At 61.0% G+C, this 22,997-nt stretch carries 21 protein-coding genes and 1 pseudogene; 11 read left to right on the top strand and 11 right to left on the bottom strand.

Annotation, left to right across the window (positions count from 1 at the left end; all coding sequences use genetic code 11):
• The first annotated feature begins 286 nt into the window (after window positions 1–286).
• The 4 genes and pseudogenes from mdcB to OZ10_RS09240 all read left to right on the top strand — a co-directional run bounded on the left by mdcB (window position 287) and on the right by OZ10_RS09240 (window position 4,538).
• The gene (gene mdcB / locus OZ10_RS09255; protein ID WP_081419405.1) at window positions 287–1,198 is read left to right on the top strand and encodes a triphosphoribosyl-dephospho-CoA synthase MdcB; all 912 of its coding nucleotides are present in this window, start codon (window positions 287–289) and stop codon (window positions 1,196–1,198) included.
• A gap of 178 nt (window positions 1,199–1,376) precedes the next feature.
• Window positions 1,377–2,297, top strand: coding sequence for a malonate decarboxylase subunit epsilon (gene mdcH, locus OZ10_RS09250; protein ID WP_039564620.1), 921 nt, complete (start codon window positions 1,377–1,379; stop codon window positions 2,295–2,297).
• Between the two features lie 87 nt (window positions 2,298–2,384).
• Window positions 2,385–3,739 (top strand): annotated as a pseudogene (locus tag OZ10_RS09245) (SLC13 family permease).
• A 79-nt stretch (window positions 3,740–3,818) separates the two neighbouring features.
• Entirely contained in the window at window positions 3,819–4,538 is a 720-nt protein-coding gene (locus OZ10_RS09240; protein ID WP_039405192.1) for a GntR family transcriptional regulator, read from the top strand.
• Window positions 4,539–4,734: 196 nt separating this feature from the next.
• Here OZ10_RS09240 and OZ10_RS09235 read toward each other — a convergent pair whose 3' ends face one another.
• From OZ10_RS09235 to OZ10_RS09220, 4 genes are all read right to left on the bottom strand, one after another.
• The gene (locus OZ10_RS09235) at window positions 4,735–5,355 is read right to left on the bottom strand and encodes an HAD hydrolase-like protein (RefSeq protein ID WP_039564618.1); all 621 of its coding nucleotides are present in this window, start codon (window positions 5,353–5,355) and stop codon (window positions 4,735–4,737) included.
• A gap of 93 nt (window positions 5,356–5,448) precedes the next feature.
• Window positions 5,449–5,868, bottom strand: a complete 420-nt coding sequence (locus OZ10_RS09230; protein ID WP_039405198.1) for an STAS domain-containing protein — start codon at window positions 5,866–5,868, stop codon at window positions 5,449–5,451.
• Window positions 5,865–6,296, bottom strand: coding sequence for an ATP-binding protein (locus tag OZ10_RS09225; protein ID WP_039405201.1), 432 nt, complete (start codon window positions 6,294–6,296; stop codon window positions 5,865–5,867). Before OZ10_RS09225 ends, OZ10_RS09230 begins: the two co-directional genes overlap by 4 nt.
• A complete protein-coding gene (locus OZ10_RS09220) occupies window positions 6,293–8,236 on the bottom strand; it encodes a SpoIIE family protein phosphatase (RefSeq protein WP_236726966.1) in 1,944 nt (647 codons plus the stop codon). The genes OZ10_RS09225 and OZ10_RS09220 overlap by 4 nt, the downstream gene beginning before the upstream one ends.
• A gap of 305 nt (window positions 8,237–8,541) precedes the next feature.
• On the opposite strand from OZ10_RS09220, the gene OZ10_RS09215 reads away from it, so the two are divergent.
• From OZ10_RS09215 to OZ10_RS23130, 7 genes are all read left to right on the top strand, one after another.
• Window positions 8,542–9,141 (top strand): hypothetical protein, encoded by a 600-nt coding sequence (locus tag OZ10_RS09215; RefSeq protein WP_039405207.1) that lies wholly within the window; start codon window positions 8,542–8,544, stop codon window positions 9,139–9,141.
• On the top strand, window positions 9,138–10,463 hold the full coding sequence (locus OZ10_RS09210) for an XVIPCD domain-containing protein (RefSeq protein WP_039405210.1): 1,326 nt from the start codon (window positions 9,138–9,140) through the stop codon (window positions 10,461–10,463). The genes OZ10_RS09215 and OZ10_RS09210 overlap by 4 nt, the downstream gene beginning before the upstream one ends.
• A gap of 427 nt (window positions 10,464–10,890) precedes the next feature.
• Window positions 10,891–11,892: an arabinogalactan endo-1,4-beta-galactosidase gene (locus OZ10_RS09205; RefSeq protein ID WP_039564616.1), complete on the top strand. Its 1,002-nt coding sequence runs from the start codon at window positions 10,891–10,893 to the stop codon at window positions 11,890–11,892.
• A gap of 396 nt (window positions 11,893–12,288) precedes the next feature.
• Complete coding sequence (aceE, locus tag OZ10_RS09200) at window positions 12,289–14,976, top strand: pyruvate dehydrogenase (acetyl-transferring), homodimeric type (protein WP_039564614.1); 2,688 nt, start codon at window positions 12,289–12,291, stop codon at window positions 14,974–14,976.
• A 92-nt stretch (window positions 14,977–15,068) separates the two neighbouring features.
• Complete coding sequence (locus OZ10_RS09195; protein WP_139051297.1) at window positions 15,069–15,638, top strand: hypothetical protein; 570 nt, start codon at window positions 15,069–15,071, stop codon at window positions 15,636–15,638.
• Complete coding sequence (locus OZ10_RS22140) at window positions 15,622–16,407, top strand: dCTP deaminase domain-containing protein (protein WP_139051296.1); 786 nt, start codon at window positions 15,622–15,624, stop codon at window positions 16,405–16,407. The genes OZ10_RS09195 and OZ10_RS22140 overlap by 17 nt, the downstream gene beginning before the upstream one ends.
• On the top strand, window positions 16,343–16,906 hold the full coding sequence (locus OZ10_RS23130) for a DUF1643 domain-containing protein (protein ID WP_425598940.1): 564 nt from the start codon (window positions 16,343–16,345) through the stop codon (window positions 16,904–16,906). The genes OZ10_RS22140 and OZ10_RS23130 overlap by 65 nt, the downstream gene beginning before the upstream one ends.
• A 17-nt stretch (window positions 16,907–16,923) precedes the next feature.
• Here OZ10_RS23130 and OZ10_RS09185 read toward each other — a convergent pair whose 3' ends face one another.
• The 7 genes from OZ10_RS09185 to OZ10_RS09170 all read right to left on the bottom strand — a co-directional run bounded on the left by OZ10_RS09185 (window position 16,924) and on the right by OZ10_RS09170 (window position 22,820).
• Window positions 16,924–17,562 carry an Nmad2 family putative nucleotide modification protein gene (locus tag OZ10_RS09185; RefSeq protein ID WP_039564611.1) on the bottom strand — a complete coding sequence of 213 codons (639 nt, stop codon included), beginning with the start codon at window positions 17,560–17,562 and terminating at the stop codon, window positions 16,924–16,926.
• A complete protein-coding gene (locus OZ10_RS23125; RefSeq protein WP_202902993.1) occupies window positions 17,562–18,062 on the bottom strand; it encodes a TIR domain-containing protein in 501 nt (166 codons plus the stop codon). Before OZ10_RS23125 ends, OZ10_RS09185 begins: the two co-directional genes overlap by 1 nt.
• A gap of 42 nt (window positions 18,063–18,104) precedes the next feature.
• Window positions 18,105–18,554, bottom strand: a complete 450-nt coding sequence (locus OZ10_RS21180) for a DUF4231 domain-containing protein (RefSeq protein ID WP_081419403.1) — start codon at window positions 18,552–18,554, stop codon at window positions 18,105–18,107.
• A gap of 859 nt (window positions 18,555–19,413) precedes the next feature.
• Window positions 19,414–20,178, bottom strand: coding sequence for a hypothetical protein (locus OZ10_RS22135; RefSeq protein ID WP_139051295.1), 765 nt, complete (start codon window positions 20,176–20,178; stop codon window positions 19,414–19,416).
• Between the two features lie 456 nt (window positions 20,179–20,634).
• Window positions 20,635–21,507 carry a hypothetical protein gene (locus tag OZ10_RS21170; protein ID WP_081419402.1) on the bottom strand — a complete coding sequence of 291 codons (873 nt, stop codon included), beginning with the start codon at window positions 21,505–21,507 and terminating at the stop codon, window positions 20,635–20,637.
• A gap of 21 nt (window positions 21,508–21,528) precedes the next feature.
• Entirely contained in the window at window positions 21,529–21,918 is a 390-nt protein-coding gene (locus tag OZ10_RS21165; RefSeq protein ID WP_081419406.1) for a hypothetical protein, read from the bottom strand.
• 185 nt (window positions 21,919–22,103) lie between these two features.
• On the bottom strand, window positions 22,104–22,820 hold the full coding sequence (locus OZ10_RS09170) for a hypothetical protein (protein ID WP_221198852.1): 717 nt from the start codon (window positions 22,818–22,820) through the stop codon (window positions 22,104–22,106).
• Between the last annotated feature and the right edge of the window lie 177 nt (window positions 22,821–22,997).

The raw sequence follows: 22,997 nt of genomic DNA, 5'->3' as shown, positions 1-22,997 counted from the left end.
GCAGCGCGCTGTTTCCGGTGGGGTGCGCGGCATGAGGACGCTTGTCGAACCCACCGCCGATGCCAGGCCCTCGGGGACGCAGTGCAATGCGGCCGGGCGGCAGCCAGCCACACCATCGCCAACAGACAGCCGTGTTGCACCACACCTGGCTGGTGCGGCTCGCCCTTCGACAGGCCTGGCACGTGCGGGGCGCCCGTCGGCACCGGTACTGCTACCTGCAGCACCGCAGGACTCGCCGTCGCAACCAGGGCCGGGTCCTGCCCTCGCAGACGGCGGCAGCAGCCTCATGCATGCGCCATCGCGTGCTACGGCCACGCGCGGCGATCTGCAGCACAACGCAGTGCTGCAAGGCGCATCGCATGCGGCCGCCGGCACCGCCAGCGCGCTGGCGCATCGGCTGGGCCGGCTTGCGGTCGCCGCCTTGCATGCAGAACTGAGCTGTGCACCCAAGCCCGGCCTGGTCACGCCGTTCGACTGCGGTAGCCATACCGATATGGACGCGTCGACGTTTCTGCGCAGCCTGTTCGCCCTACGCGGCTACTTCGTTGCGATTGCGCAGGCCGGTATCGACAACGCGCCGTTCGAGCAGTTGCGCCAGCTCGGCATCACGGCCGAAGCGGCGATGCTGCGTGCCACCGGCGGCATCAACACCCATCGCGGCGCGATCTTCAGCCTGGGCCTGCTCACCGCGCAGGCCGCGCGCTTGCGTGTCGCGCACGGGAGCCGCCCCGTTGGCGAAGCCGTCTGCACCGCGGTGCAGGTCTGGCGCGACGCCTTGCGCACCGCGCCGCTGGATCCCCACAGCAATGGCCAGCGCGTGCGTGCAGCGTTGCAGATCGGTGGCGTGCGCGAGCAGGCCGCAGACGGTTATCCATTGCTGCGCGAGATCGCATTGCCGTTGCTGCGCGGCGCACTGCATAGCGGCGCCACGCGCCAGGCCGCACTGGCGCAGACCTTGATGCACTTGATTGCCGAGGTCGACGATCTCAACCTGTTGCATCGCGGCGGGCAGCCAGGGCTGGCCTACGCAAGGACGCAAGCACGTGCATTTCTCGCCGCGGGCGGTATCGCACAAGCGCAGTGGTGTGATCGCTTGAACGCCATCGGCAGGCAATTCGTTGCGCGTCGTCTGAGCCCGGGTGGCAGCGCCGATCTGCTGGCCTGCGCCTGGTTCCTGCACTGTCAGGAGGCCGTATGAGCACGCAGCAGCCACCGGCAGCGGCGAAGACGCTGCGCGTGCACATGAGCGCTAATGGCGCCCAACCCACTCCCCCAGGAAACGGCGTCCTGCGCTGGCGCGCGGAAGAACAGGCCCGAAGCGCGGATGCGGGCCATGCGCGCATGGCGCACGGCCTTACCTGCACGCAGGCCACGCCATGAGCCTGGCCGTGCTCTGTCCCGGCCAGGGCGGTCAACATGCCGCGATGTTTGCGCGTGTCGCCGATGCGCCTGCCGCGGCCGGCGTACTCGCTGCAGCGGGTCAGGTGCTTGGCGCCGCGCCGCACATCCTTGCCGCAGACCCGGGCCGCTATGCCAACGCCATCGCGCAGCCGCTGGTGTGCGCGGGCACCCTGGCGCAGTGGCAGGTGTTGCGCCAGCAGCTCCCCGTGCCGCTGCTGGTGCTCGGCTACAGCGTGGGCGAGCTGGCGGCGCATGCAGTGGCCGGCAGCGTCGACATCGAAACCTGCCTGCAGCTTGCAGCCACCCGCGCCCGCCTGATGGATGCCGCCAGCCCCGACGACGCCGGGCTGATGGCCGTCATCGGTCTGCCACTGCCCACGCTCGCTGCCCTGTGCACCGCGCACGGCGCAGCGCTGGCCATCGTCAATGGCGATGACCATGCGGTGCTTGGCGGTCCACGGCCTGCACTGCAGGCGCTGGGCGACGCAGCGCAGGCGCGTGGCGCACGCGTCACGCTGCTGCCGGTGAGCGTGCCGGCGCACACCCCGTGGCTGCGCAGCGCCGCCGCTGCATTCGCCGTCGAATTGAACACTGCCCGCATCGGTGCCCCGAAGGTGCGCGTGCTCGCCGGCATCGATGCACGTGCGGTTGGCACGCAGGCGCAGGTTGTCGACAGTCTGGCCGCGCAGATCGCACAGACCGTGCGTTGGTACGACGTGCTGGTGCAGGCCGCCGAACGCGGTGCGCGCGTCTTTCTCGAACTCGGGCCCGGCAGCGCATTGGCGCGCACGGCGCGTGAGATCTTGCCGGCGTGCGAGGCGCGCTCGGTGGACGACTTCCACAGCACCGACGGTGTTGTGGAGTGGGTCAACGCCGCGTGCGAACGTGCGGCATGACGATCAGGCAGGTGCTGCACACGGTGTGACCCTGGGATGGCGGGTGGCCATCCGTGCTGTACGCGTATCAGGTGTCTGGGAGGGCGCATGACCCCGCAAATTGCAACGATTCTTGGCTTGGTGATCATGTTCATCGTCGCCACCGCATTGCCCATCAACATGGGTGCGGTGGCCTTCGCGCTGGCGTTCATCGTTGGCGGCGTGTGGGTGGGGCTGGATGGCAAGGAGGTGCTGGCCGGCTTTCCGGGCGATCTGTTCCTCACCCTGGTCGGCATCACCTATCTGTTCGCCATCGCGCAGAAGAACGGCACCATCGATCTGCTGGTGCACTGGGCGGTACGCGCGGTCCGCGGGCGCATCGTCGCCATCCCGTGGGTGATGTTCGTCATCACCGGCCTGCTCACTGCCTTCGGTGCGCTGGGCCCGGCCGCGGTGGCCATCATCGGCCCGGTGGCGTTGCGCTTTGCCAAGCAGTACCGCATCAACCCGTTGATGATGGGCCTGCTGGTGATTCACGGCGCGCAGGGCGGCGGGTTTTCGCCGATCAGCGTGTATGGCGGCATCACCAACAAGGTGGTCGAAAGGCCGGGCTGGACGTCACCGAAATGGCGGTGTTCCTCACCAGCCTGGGCTTCAACCTGATGATGGCGATCATCTGCTTCTGCGCCTTCGGCGGGCTCAAGCTGATGCGCCGGCAAGAGGTCTCGCTGGCCGATGCGCAATACGTGCCGGTCAGCGGCGATCAGGCCTCGCAGCGGCGCTTCGCCATCGAAGGGCATGGCGCACTGGTGGCACCGGGCGGCGGCACCTTGTCCACCGACCCGCTGGCACTGGAAGCGGTCTCCATCACCCGCGACCGTGTGATCACCCTGGTCGGCCTGCTGGGCCTGGGCGTTGCGGCATTGGTCTACAACCTCAACGTCGGGCTGGTGTCGATCACCGTTGCGGTGGCACTGGCGCTGATCTCCCCCAACGCGCAGAAGGGTGCGGTAGACGGCATCAGCTGGTCCACGGTGCTGTTGATCAGCGGCGTGGTCACCTATGTCGCGGTGCTGGAAAAGGCCGGTGCGGTGGACTACATCGGCACCGGCGTGTCGCACATCGGCATGCCGCTGCTGGGCGCCTTGCTGGTCTGCTATGTGGGCGGCATCGTGTCTGCGTTCGCGTCGTCGGCGGCCGTGCTGGGCGCCACCATCCCGCTGGCGGTGCCGTTCCTGATGCAGGGCCAGTTGGGCGCCGCCGGAGTGATCTGTGCGCTCGCCGTGTCGTCCACCATCGTCGATGTCAGCCCGTTTTCCACCAACGGCGCGCTGGTGGTGGCCTCGGCCGCCAAGGAAGAGCGCGACGGCCTGTTCCGCCGCTTCCTGGTCTACAGTGGGCTGGTGGTGTTGCTGGGGCCGCTGGCGGCGTGGCTGCTGTTCGTGGTGCCGGGCTGGCTGTGAGGGTGGCAGCGTCGGGCAGGTGCAAGGGGCGCCCCGCTAGAATGGGCGCCCCAGACCCGATGCCGACGACCTGCCTGCCATGACCCTCGCCCCTGATTCGCGCGTGTCCAAAAAGCGCGTACCGCTGTACGAGGAAGTGGCCGAGCGCCTGCGCCAGAAGATCTACGACTACGCGCTGCCGCCGGGCGAATGGATCGACGAGCCGGCCCTGGCCGAGGAACTGGGCATCAGCCGCACCCCGCTGCGCGAGAGCCTGAAGTTGCTCGCGGCCGAAGGCCTGGTGCAGCTGGATGCCGGCCGCGGCAGCCGGGTCACGCGGCTGACGCTGGAAGACCTCAACCAGCTGTTCCCGGTGATGGCAATGCTGGAAGGCCGCTGCGCGCACGATGCGGTCAAGCGCCTGGATGCGGCCGGCGTGCAACGGCTGGAAGACCTGCATGCGGCGATGGAAGCGGCTGCGGCCTCCGGCGATCTGGCCGAGTACTACCGCAACAATTATCTGATCCACGAAACCGTGCAGCAGTACGCCGGCAATCCGTGGTTGATCCGGGTGACGCACGATCTGCACCGCATCTTGAAGATGCACCGCGGGCGGCAATTGCTGACCCCCGGGCGCATGGCGCAATCGCTGGCAGAACATCGCGAACTGATGGACTGTGTACGCCGCGGCGATGCCGAAGGCGCCGAGCGCACCATGCATGGGCATCTGCTGAGCCAGGGTCAGGCCTTGGCCGCGTACGTGGCGGCGGGTGGCATGTTGAATGTGCCGGCACCATTACCGAGGGTAGGCGGGGTCTAGACGTCGGCGCTGTCCGGGCGCATCACCCCACGCACCGAGATCGCACATCCCTTCTCACACCGGGACATTGTCCTCCTTCATGGGGGAGAAGGTGCCCGAAGGGCGGATGAGGGTACGTGCGCACGCAGCACCGGGACGCTTCTCGCTCTTGCGAATCCCCAATCCCCAATCCCCAATCCCAGCCGAAAAAAACGGGCTACTCCGCCAACCCGAGCAACGCATCCACGCGTTCGATCAACAACGTCCCAGCCAATCCCGCAAACACCTCCGGATGCGCATAGCCCCACGCCACCGCAGCAAACGGCAGGCCCACCGCCTGCGCCGCCTCCCAGTCGGCGACCTGGTCGCCCACGTACACCGCCTGCGCTGCGCGGTAGCCGGTTGCGCGCAAGACCCGACGCAAGGCGCGCTGCTTGCCCAGCAGATGCGAGCCGCCTTCGATCACCGCAAACTTTGCGCTCAACGCACTCCCCAGCGCGCGCTGCACATTCTCCACCGAGTTGGACGACACCACCGCCAGGCGCGTGCCACCTGCGTGCAATTCGGTCAGCGCCGTGGCAATACCGTCAAACAGCGCCACCGGTGGTGCGGCGCGCATCAGCCGGATGAAGTCGGCCGCCACCAGCGGTAGACGCCATGCGCTCAGGCCGGAAACCTTGACCAGCTCGCGCGTGCTCAGGCGGCGCGCGGCGTCCACTTCGTGCGCTTCCACGGCGCGGAATCCGTGCCGGCTGGCGAGAACGCGCTGTGTGCTCAGAAAGAAATCAAACGAATCGGCCAGCGTGCCGTCGAAATCGAAGATGATCAGTGCAGCCATGGCAACGCACGCAGCGGGGCGCCATAGCCTAACCAGATGCGTGCAGCTGTTGCACGCGCACACGTCCCCACGTGTACGCGCACGCGATGCCGCTTACGCTTCGGCGAAATGCGGCACGATCGGCGTATCGCCTTGCGCGCTCTGCTCGATCACCTTGCGCTGCATCGCGGCCAGGTAGGCATCCAGCTCTTCGGTGGAGGCGAACACATCGCTCAACGGCACCGCCTTGACCATGTCGAAGACCTTGCGGATCTGCGGCTGCGGGTTGCTCACCAGCACCTTGCCCTGGCGCGTGGCCAGCGCCTTGCGCGCCTTGAAGATGCAACGGATGCCGGCGCTGGAAATGTATTCCAGTGCGCTCAGGTCCAGCACCAGGGTGGTGATGCGGGTGCCCAGCAACGGCGACAATGCCGCGTCCAGGTCCTGATAGGTGTGAGTGTCCAGCCGCCCGGTCAGGATCACGCGTTGACGGGTGTCTTGCGGCGGGTCGATCTGGATGGCGAGCGTGGTCATGACAGGGCCTCGGGGACAGGGGCGTACGGGTGGAGCAGGGTGACGCGCACGATGTTGTATGCACCATCGCGGCGGTAGTCGATGTGATCGGCGAACTGATGCACCAAAAACAACCCCAGCCCGCCGATCTGGCGGTCGTCGAGCTCGCTGGCGATGTCGGGCATGTGCGCCGCACAGGGGTCGAACGCGATGCCGGCATCGTGCATTTCCAGCACCAGCGCCTGTGGGTCCAGCTGCAGTTGCAGGCGCAGCGGCTGCTCGGCGCACTGCCCATGGGTGAGCGCGTTGCAGCCGAGCTCTTCCACGATCAGCCGCACCTGGCCGATGCGTTCGGCGTGCAGGCCTTCGCGCGTCAGCGAGTCTTCCAGCGCGTCATTGGCGCCCGCCAGCTGGGCCAGCGACGGGGCAATGGCCAGATCGAGCTTCATGGAGCCGTCACCTCTCCGGGAACGCCCCGGCCGGTCTCTGCGACCCGTCCAGCATGCTCCTGGCGCAGCCGGATCGCCAGCAGCGTGATGTCGTCATAGGGGGCGGCCTGGCCAGTGAAACGGGCGATGTTGGCCACCACCGCCTTGCACTGCGCGGCGGCGCTGCGGCGCGGGTGCAGCGTGGCCAGCAGCCGCTCCAGCCCGTAGCTGGCGCCGTGTTCGTCCATGGCCTCGGTCACGCCGTCGGTGTAGCCCAGCAGGGTCTGGCCGGCGGTCATGCGCCCGTGCAGCACCGGAAACGAAACCTGCGGCTCGATCCCCAATGGGGCGCCGGTCTCCAGCGGCAGGACGCGTGCCTTGCCATCGATATCGATCAGCAACGGCGGCTCGTGCCCGGCGCTGGCCAGCCAGTAGTCGCCGCTCACCACATTGATCAATCCGCACAACACGGTGGCGAACATGCAGGTGTCGTTGTTCTCGGCCAGTCGCGTGGACGCGGCAATCAGGATCCCGTCCGGACGTGTATAGCGGCGCGCAGCGATCTCCAGCACGCTCACCGCGCGCGCCATGAACAAGGCCGCCGGCACGCCCTTGTCGGACACATCGCCCACCACGAACCACAGCAGCCCCGGTTCGGTCTCGAAGAAATGATAGAAGTCGCCGCCCACCGCCTTGGCCGGCTCCAGCCACGCGCAGGTTTCCAGATGCGAACTGGCGCGGTCGAAGGTGCGCCCGGACGGCAGCATGGCCTGCTGGATCTCGCGCGCAATCTGCAGCTCGCTGTGCATGCGCTCGCGCGCAGCGGTCATCTCGCCGATCTCGCCGATGTGTTGACGGATCGCATCGCGCGCCGTGTCGAACGCGCGCGCCATCACGCCCACCTCGTCGTCGCGTTCGATATGCCGCAACGGGTACTCGAATTCGCCGCGCCGGAAGTGCTCGGCGGTGTCGGTCAGTTCCTCGATCGGCCGCGTCAACTTGCGCGTGATCCGCCCCATCAACCACCACCACACGCCCGCGCCCAGCAACGCCGCCATCGCCACCCACGCGACCAGCCAGTTCAGGCCGGACAGCACGTAGCGTTCGGAGGCGGACAGCACGAAGGTCCAGCCACTGCGGCCCACCGCCGCGCTGTGGGTCAGGAACCGCTCGCCGTCCGGCGCGGTGTGTGCAAACGAAATCGGCTGGCCGGCTGCCAGTGCGCGCTGCAATGGCCGCAGGTCCGGCCGCGAGCGCGCCACATAGCTGTCCAGGCTGTGGTGCAGATTCACCGCCGGATCGGGGCTGAACACCAGCATGCCTTCCGGCGACAACAGCATCGGCTGGATCCCGATGTCGCGCGGCAGCTGGTCGATGATCTCGCGCAGATGTTGCAGCGGCAGATCCACGCTCACCATTCCCACCGGCGCCGCATCCGGCGCGTCACCGGGGCGCCGCAGCGGCAGGTTGTAGCTGGTGTACAGGGCATTGCCGCCATTGCGGTTGAGGTAGGGCTCGGACCACCACGCACGGCCCTCGCGCTGGGTGCGCACATACCACGGCATCGTGCGGTAGTCGTAGCCCAGCTCCAGCGCCGATTTCTCCACCAGATGGGTGCCATCGCGGCGCACGTACCAGACAAACCCGGTATCGTCGGCCTTCTGCGTGCGCGGCTCGATGATCAGGCGCGCCGCACCGATATCCGGGTCGCCACTGAGCGTGGCCAGCAGCAAGGCACGCAGATTGAACGGCTGCAGTCCCACCGCACTGCTGCTCGCGGCCAAGGTGCGCCCGCTCACCTGCACCGAATCCAGCATCGCCGCCAGGCTGCGTGCGGTCTGCTCGGTCAGCCCGTCCACTTCGGTGCGCGCCGCTTCCACCAACTCGGTGCGCGCCCCGACGTAGAACACCGTCCCCAGCACCACCAGCAACACCAGCAACACGGCAGTTGCCGCCAGCATCACCCGCGTGCGCAGGCTGTTGCGCCAGTGCACACGCGGGGTGACCGGCGATGGCCGTGCGGGCGGGCTGGCAACGGTGGCGATGAAGCGCGCTCCTTGGCGGCGGCTGCGCCCGATCATGGCAGCTTTGCACTCATCCACAAGCGCGGCGAGCGGCCTCATCCTCACAAGCGTCCAATTGACCACCCGAACTCAAGCGGACTAGATTGGCGGCCCAACTGCCACGGAGGCCGGCCTTGCGCCAGATTCTGACCCCAAGCCTGCTGGCCCTATTGCTTACGGCCTGTAACGCCCCGGAGACCAGCATGACCCAGACCCTTTCCCCCGCCACCGAGGCCACCGCAGAAGCCGACGTCGAGGCCGGCGGCCGTGGCCTTGCCAAGTTGAATCCGAGCCCGCGCAAGGCGTATGAGGTCACCGTCAAGATCGACAAAGCACCGGGAGCGTTCGGAGCTGTCAATGGGTATGCGCAGTACGACGTCAGCAATGACAGCGAGTGTGGCCAGATTCATCCCCAGACCGGCGTTGGGCAGCGCATCACCAGCAATGAGCCGGTCGTGCTGAAAAAAGTCTCAGAGCAGGAATATCAAGGAATCGTCTACCTCGATCTGATGCTGGATGAGGACTACTACGGGCGCGGGACGTGTCATTGGGAAATGACCGGCGCACGTGTTTCCCTGAAGGCCAATGGAAAAAAAGAGGAGACCGCGTTTCTGCCGTTCATTGAAACCAAGGATGTCGTGGCAGGCAAGCCGGTCACGCTGTATTTCTGGAAAGGCGGTTACCCCAAGGAAGATATCGAAGACTACGCCGACAATGGTTTGCCCTCGGCTTCAGACTTCAAGCCGGAGCTGCGTGATCAGTTGTTCTCGGTCACCCTGGTCGCCAAAGAGGTTTCACCGTGAAGCCGACCTCGCAGCAATACGCCATTCTGTCCAATGAGGGCTACGTCGACCACAAGGTCGGCAAGCGCGGCCCTGGCGACCGTGAGCGAGTGGATGTTGGTGGCGTGAGTTACGAAATTCTGGAGCACGTCAATAATCGAAAGACGGGCTACCAGGGAACGATTTACCAACGCGTTGGCGGCGGAGACATTGTCGTCGCTCACCGGGGTACGGAGGAAATCTATCGTGACGCGCTGCAGGCAGATGGCTCGATGGTCTTTCAGCGCGCTAACCCCCAGGCCGAAGATGCGATAGCCCTGACAAAAAGTGCGCTTGGCTATGCGGCAAAGCAGGAGCAGCGCACCGGGCACGCGCCCGAGGTCACCGTCACCGGCCACTCGCTAGGTGGAGCGCTTGCGCAGGTCAGCGCGCACCACTTCGATTTGAAAGGTGAGACCTTCAATGCGTATGGCGCGGCGAGCTTGGCCTATCGCATTCCAGAAGGCGGCACCAGCGTGGTCAATCACGTGATGGCCGCCGATCCTGTGAGTGCAGCCTCCCCGCATTACGGAGAAGTGCGCGTTTACGCCAGACCCAGCGAGATCGCGGCGCTGAGCGCCATGGGCTACAGCAACAGCAAGGTGAACTTTCTGATTCCCGATTCACCGGTGGCCTCTGCCGTCAATTCATTGGGGTCGCACACCATCAAAAATTTCTTGGATGAGCGTTCCCCGCTCAATGACCCGCAAGCACGTCAGCTTGCAGATCAGAACAAGAGAATGATCAACGAGTATCGATCCGATCTGGATGAGATCCGCGCCGGCATCACCTTGTTGAGTCGTGGCCCGAAGGGCCTCGGCCAGGACGCCATCGACGCCATCCGTGGCCCGCTCGCTCCGGGCGAGCCGGCCAAGCGCGACGCGCGCGAGCATGGCAACGACCACACCTCGCTGCGCATCGATCAACCCGGGCACGTGGGTAACTCCCTGTTCCAGGATGCCCAGCGCGGCGTGCATGCGCAGGATGCCCGCGCCGGCCGCACGCCTGACCAGCAGAGCGCGCAACTATCGGGCGCGCTCGCCTCGGAGATGCACGCCGCCGGTGGCCAGCGCATCGACGCGGTGATGATGACCCCGGATGCGGCACGGACCTTTGCGGTGCAGGGGCGCGTGGACGACCCGGCGCAACTGCGCGTCAGCGTGGAGACGATGACCGCCATGAACACACCGCTGGAGCAGAGCAGCCAGCGCGTGGCCGACAACGCCGCACGTCAGGCGGTGGCATTGGAGCAGCAGCAGGCGCAGACCCAGCAACAGCAGCAAGGTGCGCGCGCCATGGGCTGATGGGTGCGCGTGGCATGCTGCCGCGGCGGATGAGTGCGCGGGTGTGCATCACCCCGGCGCGCGTTGCGGCGGCGCCCAACCTGCTCACCACTCGCATCACGTGGTTTACCGAAACGCCGGGCTTGCCGGGCGTTTTCGCGTTCAATTGCGCAGTAATACGCAGGGGTGCTGCTGCACCCGCACAACCGCGCGCCTCCACAACGCACGTGGACTCAACGTTTTCCTGCCTCGAGATATGCCGCAACACGCTTGCACCTATAGCGGCCTCAACCGAGCTGTACTGCCGTGCTTGAATCGCACCCGCTGTGCAGCGGCACACGGTGAAGCAGCAACGCTCGCGCGCACCGTGGCCGCATGCACACCGCAACGCAGGGGGAATCACGCAAGGCGCCGCCCGGCGCGACATCCATCGATCGAGGAACCTTTCATGGCTATTTTTCGCATCCAGTACCACCGCGTGTTGCTCGTGCTGGCGCTGTGCCTGTGCAGCGCCGGCGTCAGCGCCCAGGGCATCGCCAAGGGCGCCGATGTCAGCTGGCTCAACCAACAGGCCGCCAACAATCCGCCGCAGGTATTTCGCGATGCGGCCGGCAACACCACCGACTTCATCAAGCTGTTCAAGGATGTGGGCGGCAACGCGATTCGCCTGCGCGTGTGGGTCAACCCGTCCGGCGGCTGGAACGATGGCCGCGACACCCTGGACAAGGCCAAGCGCGCCGCCGCGCAGGGCATGCGCATCATGATCGACTTCCACTACAGCGACAGCTGGGCCGACCCCGGCAAGCAGACCAAGCCGGCCGCCTGGGCGGGCCACTCCGTCGCCCAGCTCAATACCGATGTCTACAGCCACACCCAGGGCATCCTCAAATACCTCAAGGACAACGGCATCACCGTCAGCTGGGTGCAGGTGGGCAACGAGATCAACAGCGGCATGCTGTGGAACGAGGGCAAGACGCCCAACTTCGCCACGCTGGGCCAGTTCATCAATAGCGGCTACAACGCCACCAAGGCGGTGTACCCCAACGCCAAGGTCATCGTGCACCTGGCCAACGGCTACGACAACGCCAACTTCCGCTGGTTCTTCGACAACCTGCGCTCGGCCGGCGGCAAGTGGGACGTCATCGGCATGTCGCATTACCCGCCGGTCGGCAGCTGGCAGGACTACAACAACCGCCTGGACACCAATATGCGCGACATGATCTCCCGCTACGGCAGCGACGTGATCGTGGCCGAGGTCGGTATGGACTGGCAGCAGGCCGCCACTACCCGCGCCATGCTCACCAACCTGCTCAGCCGCAGCAGCGCCATCGGATCGCGCGTGCTCGGCATCTTCTACTGGGAGCCCAACGCCTACCCCGGCTGGCAGGGCTACACCATGGGCGCGGTCAACAACAACGGCCAGCTGACCGAAGCGCTACAAGCGTTCTGACCACCCCACCGCCGTAGGAGCGCACCCGGGCGCGACGGGCTTCACCGGTAACGCCCCTCGCGCCCAGGTGCGCTCCTACAGAGCACCAGGCGTAGGAGCGCACCCGGGCGCGACCGGGCTTTGTCGGTAACGCCTCTCGCGCCCGGGTGCGCTCCTACGGGGCAGGCGTGCCGGTCCATTCCGGCCGGTGGCCCTTATCCTTTGGTCGTATACCGGCAGCGCCCGCTGCACCGGATCGTCGTCCCAGCCGGCATCGGTAGCCCACCCGCGCACAACACCGTCCCATTCCATACGCACCCGTAGCGAGGAATGGCAACAGGTGCGTGCGGTACACTTGGGGGTTCACGAATTCACGATGTCGACACACCCGCGGGGTGTGTCCCCCCGGGAGCGCTAATGAACTGGTTGAACGAAGTGCTGCACAACGATCCGAACCCGCTTGAGACGCAGGAGTGGCTCGAATCGATCAAGGCCGTCATCGACGTCGAAGGCCCGGAGCGCGCCCATCAGCTGCTGGAAGGCATGGTCGAACAGACCCGCCGCGCCGGCGCTTACCTGCCGTTCTCGCCCACCACCGAGTACGTCAACACCATCGCACCGGCCAACGAGGCCAAGAACCCCGGCGACTCCGCGCTGGAGTGGAAGATCCGCTCGATCATCCGCTGGAACGCCATGGCCACCGTCGTGCGGGCTAACCGCAAGCCGGGCGACCTGGGCGGCCACATCGCCTCGTTCGCCTCCAGCGCCACGCTGTACGACGTGGGCTTCAACCACTTCTGGCGCGCGCCCAGCGACCAGCACCCGGGCGATCTGCTGTTCATCCAGGGCCATAGCGCCCCGGGCGTGTACGCCCGCGCCTTCCTGGAAGGCCGCATCAGCGAAGCCCAGCTGGACAACTTCCGCATGGAAGTGGACGGCCAGGGCATCTCCTCCTACCCGCACCCGTGGCTGATGCCCGAGTTCTGGCAGACCCCCACCGTGTCGATGGGCCTGGGCCCGCTGGCCGCCATCTACCAGGCGCAGTTCATGCGCTACCTGGAAAACCGCGGCCTGATCGAGAAGTCCGACCGCAAGGTGTGGTGCTTCATCGGCGACGGCGAGAGCGACGAGCCGGAAACCCTCGGCGCCATCGCGCTGGCCGGCCGCGAAGGGCTGGACAACCTGATCTTCGTGGTCAACTGCAACCTGCAGCGCCTGGACGGCCCGGTGCGCGGCAACGGCAAGATCATCCAGGAACTGGAAGGCGTGTTCCGTGGCGGCGGCTGGAATGTCATCAAGCTGCTCTGGGGCGGCTACTGGGACGCGCTGCTGGCCAAGGACACCGACGGTGTGCTGCGCAAGCTGATGATGGAAACCGTCGACGGCGAATACCAGAACTGCAAGGCCTTCGGCGGCGCTTACACGCGCGCCAACTTCTTCGGCAAGTACCCGGAGACCGCGGCCATGGTCGCCGGCCTGTCCGACGACGACATCTGGCGCCTGAACCGTGGCGGCCACGACCCGCACAAGGTGTACGCCGCCTACCACCAGGCCGTTAACACCAAGGGCATGCCCACCGTGATCCTGGCCAAGACGGTCAAGGGCTATGGCATGGGCTCGGCCGGTGAGGCACTCAACCCCACCCACCAGACCAAGAAGCTGGACGACGCGGCGGTCAAGCACTTCCGCGACCGCTTCAACATCCCGGTCACCGACGCCCAGCTGGAAGACGGCCAGGTGCCGTTCTACCACCCCGGCGAAGATTCCCCGGAAGTGCAGTACCTCAAGGAACGCCGCAACGTGCTGGGCGGCTTCCTGCCGTCGCGCCGTCCCAAGGCCAGCAAGTCGTTCGTGGCGCCCACGCTCGACAAGTTCGAGCGCCTGCTCAAGGACAGCGGCGAGCGCAGCTATTCCACCACCATGTCCTTCGTGCAGAGCCTCAACATCGCCCTGCGCGACAAGGAACTGGGCCCGCGCATCGTGCCGATCGTGGCCGATGAGGCGCGCACCTTCGGTATGGAAGGCATGTTCCGCCAGATCGGCATCTATGCCCCGTTCGGCCAGAAGTACAAGCCGGTCGATGCCGACCAGTTGATGTACTACCGCGAAGACCAGACCGGCCAGGTGCTGCAGCAGGGCATCAGCGAGCCGGGCGCCATCGCCTCGTGGATGGCCGCCGGCACCAGCTACTCGGTGTCCGACGTGCCGATGCTGCCGTTCTACATCTACTACTCCATGTTCGGCTTCCAGCGCGTGGGCGACATCGCCTGGCAGGCAGCGGACATGCGCACGCGGGGCTTCCTGCTCGGTGGTACTGCCGGCCGCACCACGCTCAATGGCGAAGGCCTGCAGCACGAAGACGGCTTCAGCCAGGTCATCGCCGGCTCCATCCCGAACGTGCGTAGCTACGACCCGACCTTCGGCTTCGAAGTCACCGTCATCATGCAGCACGGCATGAAGGCGATGATGGAAGACCAGATCGACGAGTACTACTACATCACCCTGATGAACGAGAACTACGCCCACCCCGGCATGCCGGACGGCGCAGCCGAGGGCATCATCAAGGGCATGTACCTGCTGAAGGACGCCGGCAAGCCCAAGAAGGGCGAGCTGCGCGTGCAGCTGCTGGGCAGCGGCACCATCCTGCGCGAGGCCATTGCCGCGGCCGAGCTGCTGGACAAGGACTTCGGCGTCACCGCCGACATCTGGTCCTGCCCCAGCCTCAACGAAGTGCGCCGCGACGGCTATGCCGTAGAGCGCTGGAACCGCCTCCACCCGGAAGCCGAACAGCGCAAGCCCTACGTCACCCAGCTGCTGGAAGGCCGCCAGGGCCCGGCCATCGCCGCCACCGACTACGTGCGCGCCTTCGCCGACCAGATCCGCGCCTTCGTCCCGATGACCTACACCGTGCTCGGCACGGATGGGTTCGGTCGCTCGGACACGCGTGCGAATCTGCGCCGGTTCTTTGAGGTTGATCGCTACTACATCGCGCATGCGGCGATTGCCGCGCTGGCGAAGGATGGCAAGATGACGGGCAAGGATGTGGCCCGGGCGATCAAGCAGTACAAGATTGATCCTGAGAAGAGTAATCCGGTTGGGGTTTGAGGGGAATAAATCGGTATAGTCAGAACTAGCAATCCGGGAGAGGCGCAATCATGCCCTCCCGGCTCTATCGAGCCGGAGTTAAGGAGTGGTCCATGTCCGCCAAAATTGCTTTGAAAGCAGAGGATATGAGCGTTCACCTTCGGAGGATGCAATCAGCGCAGCGTCTTCATGACGAGCTGTTCCATCCTGAGATTGTTCGTCTAGAAGCTGGCCGGCGCATCGCGCACCTGGCTTTGCACCTTGCCAAATACTGTGGGGATATCAAGGCCGCTTCACTTGAAGGAGACGAGAGTCGTTATCGTAGAGCTATTGTCGATTCCGCAATAATTGCGTCATCGGCGGCAACTGCCCTGCATATTGATTTAAGCGTTAGTGAATTTGCCTTCTCTTGTGAAGACGATTTCGAGTTCGAAGACGTCATGGTGATCTCAGTTGGGAAGCTGGCAAAGGCAGTTGAAGCGCTAGACCATGTCGAGGATTTTCCATCACGGAGGGTGTGGAGCGAAGAGTTTCCAAAGATATTCGCCTGCGCTGCAAGGCAGATCGAGGGTTGGGGTGCGGATGTCATCCAGTCCATATTTGCTCGGCTCGATTTTGTCAGGAAAAAAAATCCGTTTTATTTGGAATTAATGTCTGAGGCCAAGCATGGCATTCTGGAGTGACGCGACTCTTCAGCGAGAGCTTCCGTATTTAATCTCTCCCTACTCCGACGATAATATAAGTTGCTCTTCATATGAGCTCGGATTGGGGGAGGAGGCGTATGTCACCCCGGCTCACGATGCAAAGGTGTCTGAGAGGATTAAACAAAAGTTAGACCCTGACGGGTCAGTGCTTATCCCAAAAGGACAATTTGCTTTTCTCATTACTGATGAAAAAATTCGCGTACCCACAAACGCAATTGCTTTCATTTCAATAAAGGCGGGGATAAAATTCCGCGGCCTTGTTAATGTCTCCGGCTTCCACGTGGATCCCGGTTACGACGGTCGTCTCGTCTTTTCCGTTTTCAACGCGGGGGCATCGGACGTAAAACTTCATCGCGACGAGCGGGCATTTCTAATATGGTTTGCATCGTTGGATGAAGAGAGTACGAGGCCAAAAAAGAAGGAGGGCTTCAAGTCAATTCCTTCAACATTACTTCATGGGCTTTCGGAAGAGTCGCTTTCGCTTTCGGTTTTAAACGCTCGACTCACTGAGGCTGAAAGTAAAATACACAGGGTAATCTGGGCGTCCGGCGTCTTGTTGACTGCATTGACTTTGAGCTTGGGGCTGTGGAAGATTCTCCATGAGCCTGGCGGCGCTAGCAGCGCCTCAGAAAATAATATTCCTCAAGCCCAGCATCAGCCATTGCCACCGGTGATGCTTGACTATGTGTGGAAGCTTGAAGGTCAATCTGGTAGCGCAAGCAAAGCGGATGAAAGCGATGCAAAATGAGCTATTTACTAATTTAGTTTCGAAGCGGGGAGCGGTCTTATCCAGTTGCGATAATTATAGATATGTTTTGCAGAGGTCATGGGGAGATGGGGGGAAATCAGTTCTCTTCATTGGATTGAACCCATCGACGGCTGATCATGAGCGGGATGATGCAACAACGCGTGTATGCAGGAACTATGCAGTACGCTGGGGCTTCGATTCCATGGCCATTGCCAATCTATTCTCCTTTCGATCAACCGACCCAAAAGGTCTTCTGAAGTCATCAGACCCAGTCGGGCCCGAAAACGACAGGTGGTTAAAGAAAGCGATTAAGGGCGCCGATGTAGTTGTATGCTGCTGGACATCGCTTGGCAGGCATATGAATCGAGAGACTGAGGTTTTGAAGTTGATTAAGAGTCCGTACTGCTTGACGATGCTGAGAGATGGGTCGCCGGGGCATCCCCTTTATAAATCGAGAGAATTAAGGCCCACTCCTCTTCTACTACCGCATCGGTCGTAGATTATTACTATTAACTTTCAAAGTTGGTCTACCTTACTTCCGACGCCGGTGTAGCGCGAAGCAGCGATGTGAAAATCAAAGGGGTCGTCTAGGACTTGATTCATCGGGAATTTCTTGATGAATTCTATCAGGCGCTCCGCTTCATTGAGGTTGAAGGTACGATGATTTCTTGCGTTTACGTAACCCATTCCCTCAAGGATGTGCGCGGGTATCTCCACTGCAGATTTTCCGAAGTAAAAGAAGTGTCTAGAAATTAATACGGAGTTCGAGCTAATATCCTTCTTTAAATTAAATAAATTTTTGGATCCATCGCTCAAGCTGTGATGGGAGTCGGCCTGCTCCCACTGGGAGTTTGTAAGTCTATATATGTTGTCTCCGACCAGCATGCGCGCGCTTCCATTGCGTACTGGCTTTTTATCTGAAAATTCTGGGTTATCCCAATAGTCGTTAAAGCTGATCCGCTCATTTACTTGCATCGCAAATATGCAGTGATTTGTGGCTTTAAGTCGCGACCCGCCAAGTCCGATGACCCAGTCGCTCGGGCGTGCGGCGCTTCTTATTCGAGGTTTGCATGTGGCGAGAGTACAGAATCCATGAAACGGATTTGGCGCGAAGCCAAAGTCACGGTCAACAACGTAAATGAACGCGCGTGGCATTAGCAATTTTGCCTAGCTGAGTTGTTAGTTGGCTCACGGCTCGCGCCGTCAGGTGTCTCAAATTTATTCTCACCGTTATCTATAGCCTCGCGTATGGACTGCGTACTCCAGGCAACTATTGAACTAGCATATTTTTCTAGCGACTCGGGAAGCTTTGCCTCCCGCTCTCCCCTAGCATAGATGCCAACAATTCGCTTGCCCAACCTATTTGCTTGCTCTATCTCGTAATCGACCCATTTACTTCGATGAGTAGTTCTGCCAATGACGACAACCACAGTTTGTGCCCATGAAACCTTCATTCGCAGAAGTCGCTCCAGTGCTCGCTCCGGAATTTCGCCATTTTGGCGGCGTTGCTCATTGGCTTGTCTTAGTCTTACCGAGCTATTTCTAATATCCCACCCGGCACGATTTAGCATTTTGGTCAGGTTGCCAACTAATGCATCGTCTACAAAACGATGGCTAATGAATAGGTGTCTGCGTTGCGATATAGACTTCCCCATTTCTATTCCTTGATTTGCGCTCAAAATAAACTGGAATTTGTCTCACGCTTTGGTATCGCGCGTCGACCCTTTCGTGCTCTGTGTGCGTATATGTTGAGACCATACGCTGTTCTCTTTTGAAACCAATCCCTCGACGCGTTTTACAAAAAGCCCATACGCTTGGTCAACGTCATATGGCTCAGTCTTTGTTAAAAACAAATATTTCTCGTGCCGCAATGATTCGCATGTCGTTCGATATTCCACCCAGTTCTCTTGATAGTTACCCAATCCTATGAGCGCGGCGCAGACTGCTATGCATGCGCCTAATATGCTTACAACGAACGGGCTGGATCCACCGAAAATTCCGAAACCAGCTATTAGTGGGATAATGGCTGCAAAAACAACTTCTGCAAGACGGAGTACTTTGAAGGTCCTTTGTGCAGATTTACTCTTTTTATCGTACCAATATATCTGGTCTTGTACCCTTTCTTCAATATAATCATTAGCTTCCATACCTTCTTTTCCCCCTGGGGCGATGCGGTTACCCGCAGTGTAATTCTAACTTCGAAAGCGATGTGGAGTTTAGGGCCCCGGGCCTCCCCCTGCGTCAAGCACCCGCATAACAGGAAGAGTCTGCTTGAGGTGGAGAAGCACATCGGGCAGTGAACTCTGCCGACGAGACATCGCCGCTTCGGCAATAACCGTGTCAGGTCCAATATTCATTCGGTGGCGCTCGGTTAGCATGGCGCATGTGCGGGCCTGACGGCCGTGGAGTGACAGGTCTTGGCTTCAACCATAACGAGGAATACATCGTAGCCGACGGCGCGCTGCTACTGTAGATAAAGGCGGATGCTGGCAAGCAGGTCGTCAGACAGGGCTTCGTCAAGCAGGGCGCGGTAGGTGTTGCGTTGCGCCATCGGCTCGTTCCTAAGCGGAAGCCAACAGGGGGGGTGTGCGGAGTGCCCGCACTGGCCTAGATTGGCCGTACAGCTCGACCAACGATACGCCGCAGAGCCGTCGGTCAAGTGAGCCCGCACCGGGTCGAGTTCGATGTAGCTGTAGCAGCGAATGACGTAATCAGTACTGTCACAAGACAAGCTTCGCAGCGCCCTTCCCAAAGAGTACCGGTGCGCTGAGGGGATGCTTCTAAATGGCACCACGTAGTTGCGCCCCTACCGCTGCATCAGCTACCTGATCCTTCCGTTGCAGAAGGAGTGGCAATGCGCATAGTGGTCCATTAATGCATAGGTATGCAGCCGGCAGCCTGTGGCGCGTAAAGCCACAGGTGAGATCTGTTGGTGATGTAATTGGTCGCCATTACCTAGAAAAACCGCGAGCGGCCTTGTCACTGCATAAAATAGTCAAGCAGAATTCACCGCTGAGTTATTACCGGTTCTTGCGCTTGCTTTTTTAGCCGATCATCCTCTGTCGCACATGTAGCACCTTCGGCTTGGGAGATCACGTAGGAAATGATTTCCGTGACGTAATGCAGCCGTTCTCTAGATGCCATAGCTATGAACGCTACAAGATACATGCAAGTAGCCATAGCGACCGGTAGCCAAAGGATAAGGTTGGCGTCCTCCTTTATCAATCGAGAGGCTGAGAGGGCAGCTGCAGCGAGTGCGGGCATGAGCCCTAGTTTCTTCAAATCTCCCACTATCAAGGCGGTTCTATCATTCATTACGTTCCAGGTAGCTTTGTACTGCATAAAGGCATACTCCAGAAGGTGCTTTGGATATTTTTTCAGGCTGACAACATGGCCGTAATCTTCTTCGATGTCGCGCTGAATTCGCTTCATTATTAAGCTGTGCTTCCCAGGTATTTTTCTTTGTCGAAAGTATATAAAAATCACGCCCGCAACTACTGATAAAATGTAGGTAAACCAAGAAATTCCCATGGGGGCAGATAATATAAGGAAGACAAAATCTTTATGTTCCTTAATTGCGGAGAACGCATTTGACAGAGCTGAAAAAGCTATCAATAGCAACAGTGAGAATATAAAGAACTTTAATGATGTTGATTCGATTCTGGCTAGGAGCTTCGGCGTCGATGCTTCATATAGTGGGCGTTTGTCTTCTGTCATCTCTTTAAATATGAAAAAAATCGAGTCTAGCTGCTGTTGCGTATCTTCAGTCATTAAATGTCCTGGTAGCCGAAAGTGTTGATTCTTGATCGCTGGGTCGGGGTAAATTAAAAAGCAGGGCGTTCATAGATTCCCGCGAAGTCAGTAGCCGGGAGAGATTCACTTATCACCCAGCGGCGCTCGGTTTTGGATGGCCAAATTGGCGGGCCTCATGAGCTCAAAGCGGTTGGTCTTGGCTTCGACCATTGCGCGGAAGGCATCACGGCCAAGGCTCGCTGCTGCCGTAGATGAAGACGCATGCTGGTGAGCAGTTCGTTGTACAGAGCTCCATCTAGAAGGGCGCAGCAGGCGTGGGATCGCTCGCCGGGGTCGTTGCCAGGGAAAGCCAAGAGAGATGCGTCGTTAGTACGGAGTGTCCATATTGGTCAAGATTGGTTGGGCAACTGAACCAGCAATACATCGCCGGGTGGCTGATCAGGCGAGCACGAACAGGGCTGTCTGAAAAGTTCCCTAAACCATTCGGGGACTGATGGCCTGAGCATCGGGTTCCATTGTTGGCTGTGTAGCAGCACGTTGGGCCAGCGCTGCACTAGAATTTTCGATGGTGGGAGGTTGCTCACTCGCAAGTACCGATGCGCGGAATCCAGGAGTCGTTCCTGCGACGAACACGTCGCCGTCGCGTTCAATGACGCGGCTCACTTTTGACATGTCGGTGATTCCAGCCTCGTGCGCACGCTGAGCAGCGAAGGCTACTCGTTCATCGGAGATGTGCTCAGGCAGCCCTCCCCGTAGTCCAGCGAAAAGACGATTTCCAGCATGCCCTGGATCAGTCATCGCCTTGGTCGGAGGGTTGCTACGTTCTTGTGATGAGTCATTCTGCCCAAGTGAGTTAATTGATCGTTCTTCGTGCGTAGGCTCATTCACTTCAGGCGTGGACGGGGACGTCGGATGTCGAGACTCCAGCTCGCGAATAGTGTCGATCAACGCGTTGGGCGTTTCCACGGTGGGTAACCAAGTGCCTGCATCAATCTGCTTTCCGGTGACGCGAGACACCGTCTCGCTAGCCCATGAGGAGCAGTTGTTATTCAGTTCCCACGTGACGTTCTCGCGAAGTGCTTGGTCGAGAACTTTGGTTTGAGCCGGTGAGAGTTCGTAGTAGCGGTCGGCGTCAGAACGCTGTCGTTCTTCCTCTCCAGAACGGATATCGGTGCCACCCCCGTTATCTTTAACCATCGGATGGTTGTCGGGCCACAATCCATAGTATTCCGTAGGCGAATCGCCTCGCTTGACCGTAATCCACGCATGGCCATCGGTCAGCCCGCCCTGTCCACCATTGCTGTGTATTCCAAGCACAACGCGCTCACTAGCCGGTTCGGTGCCCATTGCATCGCTCCTTGACTGGAATTATGGAGTCAACGTCTCTTCGGTATCTGCGTAGACCAGTACGACCTTTTCGCCCCCGTACGGTACGGTGACCTTCGGTGTCCAAGGCTCAGCGGGTGGCAAGGCAGCCTTCGCCATGGCATCACACTTCTCTTTGATGCCACATCTGCGGATGGCGATACGCAATACGCCGCCCTCATTTAGGAAATCAATACCGGGAGAATAAAACAGGCTTTCTGCAGGCATGTGGTACGTGATTTGAAGTGAATCGCCTGATTTTTCGATCTTGACCGGCTGAACATCATTCTTTTTGTAATCAGAGCGCATGTTTCCTCCTGCACAAGCAGCCAAGGTTGAGAGTGCGAGTAATCCCGTAGCAAACATCAGTCTAATTTTCATATCCATGTTCATGCCCAGCATGGGATCTGACGAGGTACGTTAGCACCTGCTACCTCGGTAAGCTAGAAGTCAGAATATTAAAACTCGCTCGCAGCCACGCTTGGGTGTTAACAACAAGCCAGTAGATATGCAATGTCTCCATGGCAGTTTGGGCTCATTACTACGCCACGGCTCGAGCTGCAGCGCTTGACGGTCATCTACTTGTTGGGGGCGCTGTCTTGACGATTAGCCTCAGCCAACAATTGCTCGTACGACTGCACGCGTATACGTAGGCGAATGAGATGCCATGACATCGCAAAGGCAAACAGTAGCGTGAAGGCCAGCACGCCCTGGATTAAGGTGATCTTGCTCAGTACCGTCCAGTCGCCAAAACGCCAGTCTTTCAACTGCAAATAGAGGGCAAGCAGGACAGGCATGAAGCCAAGCTTCTCCATGCCACCGGTGAACAGGCCCAGGCGGTCGTGCATGTTGGTGCGACGATCACGCATGAATGCCTCGCGTCGACGCCGTTGTTCCAGCGGAAACCTGCGAAGCGCCGCGACCATCGATTGATACTGATGGAACTCCCGCTCCATCAGCTCTGCGTGATCCGCATAGGGGCGACGGAAGCCCGGCCATTCGCGCTTGACGGTTAGCGCTGCCGAAATCAGGAAGCCTGTCAGCTCAGTCAAAAGTCCGAAGACAGCTAAATAGCTGCCAGTTTTGCCGTCCAACAGAGCACCGGACAAGATTCCGACGCCGGCACCGATCAGGCCAATCGTCAAGCTCCAGCGCTCGACTGGGCCGGCGCGGCTCTGCTCGGTCACCTGTGCGTAATGAGCCATTGCTGAAGAGAGCGATGGAAAGCTCGGGTCTGTGAGCTTGATCGCTTCTCCATCGATGTCGGCGCTGTGTTCCGTTGCTACTTCATCCATTGAACTCACCTGGCTTCCCTCGGGGATCGCGCAGCCAACGAATGGCTGTGATCGTCAGTATTCCTGATACGCCCAGGGTTTCCTAGACATCTCATGGCCATGGAAAATGGTCGATTCGGAGGTGTCTATGAGCAGCAAGCGGTATACGGATGAGTTCAAGATCGAGGCGGTCCGGCA

Source organism: Xanthomonas cannabis pv. cannabis (genome assembly GCF_000802365.1).
GTDB lineage: Bacteria > Pseudomonadota > Gammaproteobacteria > Xanthomonadales > Xanthomonadaceae > Xanthomonas > Xanthomonas cannabis.
This window is presented reverse-complemented; position numbering and strand designations above follow the sequence as displayed.

Bases quoted from the DNA above. Each gene is read 5' to 3' on its own strand.
- mdcB (WP_081419405.1), top strand. From the start codon at position 287: ATGCATGCGCCATCGCGTGCTACGGCCACGCGCGGCGATCTGCAGCAC.
- mdcH (WP_039564620.1), top strand. From the start codon at position 1,377: ATGAGCCTGGCCGTGCTCTGTCCCGGCCAGGGCGGTCAACATGCCGCG.
- OZ10_RS09240 (WP_039405192.1), top strand. From the start codon at position 3,819: ATGACCCTCGCCCCTGATTCGCGCGTGTCCAAAAAGCGCGTACCGCTG.
- OZ10_RS09235 (WP_039564618.1), bottom strand. From the start codon at position 5,355: ATGGCTGCACTGATCATCTTCGATTTCGACGGCACGCTGGCCGATTCG.
- OZ10_RS09230 (WP_039405198.1), bottom strand. From the start codon at position 5,868: ATGACCACGCTCGCCATCCAGATCGACCCGCCGCAAGACACCCGTCAA.
- OZ10_RS09225 (WP_039405201.1), bottom strand. From the start codon at position 6,296: ATGAAGCTCGATCTGGCCATTGCCCCGTCGCTGGCCCAGCTGGCGGGC.
- OZ10_RS09220 (WP_236726966.1), bottom strand. From the start codon at position 8,236: ATGCTGGCGGCAACTGCCGTGTTGCTGGTGTTGCTGGTGGTGCTGGGG.
- OZ10_RS09215 (WP_039405207.1), top strand. From the start codon at position 8,542: ATGACCCAGACCCTTTCCCCCGCCACCGAGGCCACCGCAGAAGCCGAC.
- OZ10_RS09205 (WP_039564616.1), top strand. From the start codon at position 10,891: ATGGCTATTTTTCGCATCCAGTACCACCGCGTGTTGCTCGTGCTGGCG.
- aceE (WP_039564614.1), top strand. From the start codon at position 12,289: ATGAACTGGTTGAACGAAGTGCTGCACAACGATCCGAACCCGCTTGAG.
- OZ10_RS09195 (WP_139051297.1), top strand. From the start codon at position 15,069: ATGTCCGCCAAAATTGCTTTGAAAGCAGAGGATATGAGCGTTCACCTT.
- OZ10_RS22140 (WP_139051296.1), top strand. From the start codon at position 15,622: ATGGCATTCTGGAGTGACGCGACTCTTCAGCGAGAGCTTCCGTATTTA.
- OZ10_RS23130 (WP_425598940.1), top strand. From the start codon at position 16,343: ATGTGTGGAAGCTTGAAGGTCAATCTGGTAGCGCAAGCAAAGCGGATG.
- OZ10_RS09185 (WP_039564611.1), bottom strand. From the start codon at position 17,562: ATGCCACGCGCGTTCATTTACGTTGTTGACCGTGACTTTGGCTTCGCG.
- OZ10_RS23125 (WP_202902993.1), bottom strand. From the start codon at position 18,062: ATGGGGAAGTCTATATCGCAACGCAGACACCTATTCATTAGCCATCGT.
- OZ10_RS21180 (WP_081419403.1), bottom strand. From the start codon at position 18,554: ATGGAAGCTAATGATTATATTGAAGAAAGGGTACAAGACCAGATATAT.
- OZ10_RS22135 (WP_139051295.1), bottom strand. From the start codon at position 20,178: ATGACTGAAGATACGCAACAGCAGCTAGACTCGATTTTTTTCATATTT.
- OZ10_RS21170 (WP_081419402.1), bottom strand. From the start codon at position 21,507: ATGGGCACCGAACCGGCTAGTGAGCGCGTTGTGCTTGGAATACACAGC.
- OZ10_RS21165 (WP_081419406.1), bottom strand. From the start codon at position 21,918: ATGAACATGGATATGAAAATTAGACTGATGTTTGCTACGGGATTACTC.
- OZ10_RS09170 (WP_221198852.1), bottom strand. From the start codon at position 22,820: ATGGATGAAGTAGCAACGGAACACAGCGCCGACATCGATGGAGAAGCG.